The organism is Bacillus sp. 105MF, assembly GCF_000374885.1.
Lineage (GTDB): Bacteria > Bacillota > Bacilli > Bacillales > Bacillaceae_G > Bacillus_A > Bacillus_A pseudomycoides.
Genome location: NZ_KB895665.1, coordinates 1 through 2,318, shown reverse-complemented (window position 1 = coordinate 2,318; position 2,318 = coordinate 1). Strand labels below are relative to the sequence as shown.

2 protein-coding genes and 1 pseudogene are annotated in these 2,318 nt (G+C 34.2%); 2 read left to right on the top strand and 1 reads right to left on the bottom strand.

Annotated elements, in window-relative coordinates:
- Positions 1 to 181: 181 nt before the first annotated feature.
- Positions 182 to 841 carry an IS6 family transposase gene (locus tag C564_RS0131305; protein WP_018768220.1) on the top strand — a complete coding sequence of 220 codons (660 nt, stop codon included), beginning with the start codon at positions 182 to 184 and terminating at the stop codon, positions 839 to 841.
- A gap of 467 nt (positions 842 to 1,308) precedes the next feature.
- On the opposite strand, the gene C564_RS38135 is transcribed toward C564_RS0131305, so the two are convergent.
- Positions 1,309 to 1,443, bottom strand: coding sequence for a hypothetical protein (locus C564_RS38135; RefSeq protein ID WP_018768219.1), 135 nt, complete (start codon positions 1,441 to 1,443; stop codon positions 1,309 to 1,311).
- A 687-nt stretch (positions 1,444 to 2,130) separates the two neighbouring features.
- Between C564_RS38135 and C564_RS36580 the strand changes: the two are divergent.
- Positions 2,131 to 2,318: pseudogene (locus C564_RS36580) on the top strand (DDE-type integrase/transposase/recombinase); the annotation flags it as partial.

Here is a 2,318-nt window from a genome sequence, read left to right as displayed (position 1 = left end):
ACTACTGCCGTTTTTCTTTAAGTTATCGCGATGTCTCTGAAATCCTGAAAGAACGTGGTATTTCAGTTCACCCAACAACCATCATGCGATGGGTTTATGAATATGGCAATCTCATGGTTCTGTTGCTAAGTTTTCTAAGTGAAATTAAAATGTAAGAAAAATGATTCGGGGAGCATGATGCATGAGATATTTTAAAGGAAAACAGTTCAAGAAAGATATTATTTTAGTAGCCGTCGGCTATTATTGCCGTTTTTCTTTAAGTTATCGTAATGTATCTAAAATACTGAAAGAACGTGGAGTCTCCGTTCATCCAACAACAATCATGCGTTGGGTGCATGAATACGGCAATTTGATTTATCAAATTTGGAAGAAGAAAAATAAAAACGCTCAATTATCTTGGAAACTGGATGAAACCTATATCAAAGTGAAAGGTGAATGGCGTTATCTCTATCGTACAATCGATAAAAATGGACACACATTGGATATTCAACTTCGCAAAAAACGTGATCATCTGGCGGCATATGCCTTTATGAAAAGACTAGTAAAAACATTTGGAGAACCAACGGTTCTCACAACAGACAAGGCTCCCGCGTTACTTTGTGCGTTCAATAAATTGAGAGAGCAAGGATTTTATAAGCATACAACACATTGTACACTCAAATGTTTGAATAATCTCATCGAACAAGATCATAGACGTATCAAGCGACGTTTTTCTAAATCCGCAGGATTTCAAAGTCTTCGCCATGCTTCGCGTACATTGAAAGGAATCGAAACAATACATGCTTTATATAAGCGAAAACGCAGTTTGCAACAGAACCCAAGCAGGTCCTTTAGAAAATAAAGAAAAGACACCCTAAGGTGGCTTCCTCCGACTTGAACTATCATATTGTACTAAATATTGGATTGAATTATATTCATTTTGAATACTGTCATAGTAAGGATTTTCAGTCCTTAGCATACAATTTTATTTTTCGATATGGTGAGGCTCCTACTGTGTACATATACACACACGTATTATTCTATATGAGCAAATTTAACTTTATTTGGATCTACCTTTGCGTTTATCACTTTGACCTTTACAGAATAGGTAGCTTCTTCTAGAGAATTTATAGGGGCTGAAAATGGTTGGAAAGATGAATGCTTATGATTAGGGATAGTTGCACTTGTTACATATGATAAATCACCTATTAAATTATAAAACTCAAATACTACACGGCTTGGTTCTTGTTCATTAGCTGAACTTACATCAGCAATCCCAATAAAAGTATTAAAATAAGGGTAGTATCTTATGGCATCCCCATCATAAAGCTAAAACTCACTTTCATTTACGGATGATTTTTCATTGTTAATTTGAGCGGAAACTGTATTCTGAGCAGGACTATAAAATGTACCAAAGACTAGAAAACCTATACTCATTACCGGAATAAGAATTCTTTTCTTCAATTTAACGACTCCTTTAATTACAGTTTTTAACAATTTAATAATACTATTTTCCCTTTAAAGTGTAAATACGGAAAAAAATTTTATCAAATAAGCAAAATGATATGTCTAAAAACAAGAAGCACCGAAAAATACGATTGATACAAAAATAACCTACCTAATTGGGTTTACCACACCATTTTGGTGAGATTACGCCCGCTCCCCCTTTTGTGTAAAGTCATAAAGAAAAGACACCCTAAGGTGCCTTCCTCCGACTTGAACCATTTTCATTTAATACGAATCTATCCGTATTACCCCTTTGTTATAGATGTAAACACAGCCTATAAAACAGAGTCGTCTATATACACCAGATTGTTAGTTCGCAAAATACAAGAGATTTGAGATCAGTATCGGAGTAACGCCACGTCTCCTATAATGATTGATATGTTACGCCTTTTAAAAGAATCTGATTTATAGAACGTGTCCACAATTTATATTTTACTATATTTAATATTCATTTAGTGTATTTTTCGTTAATATGTATAATTACATAAAGTTTAAGGAGAAAGAGAGTATACTTTGGTATTGTGTAATAAAGATAAAGCCCACCTATGGAATGAACGGTTCTGGTGCAAAAACTCTAAAACTTTTGCAAGCAATCTCCTAAACTTGGACATACTGATAGTATTACTCTAGAAAAAGGTGTGTGATCGATATGGACCTCAATTAGAAGAGAAAGTACGACATCATCTTAAAACAACAAATGATTCATGGAGAGTCGATGAAACTTATATTAAAGTGAACGGGCAATGGATGTATTTATATCGTGCCGTTGATTCAGAAGGGAATACCATTGATTTTTATCTAAGTAAATCAAGAGATAAACAAGCAGCCAAGCG

Coding starts and splice junctions, on each gene's coding strand:
- C564_RS0131305 (WP_018768220.1), top strand. CDS start 182: ATGAGATATTTTAAAGGAAAACAGTTCAAGAAAGATATTATTTTAGTA.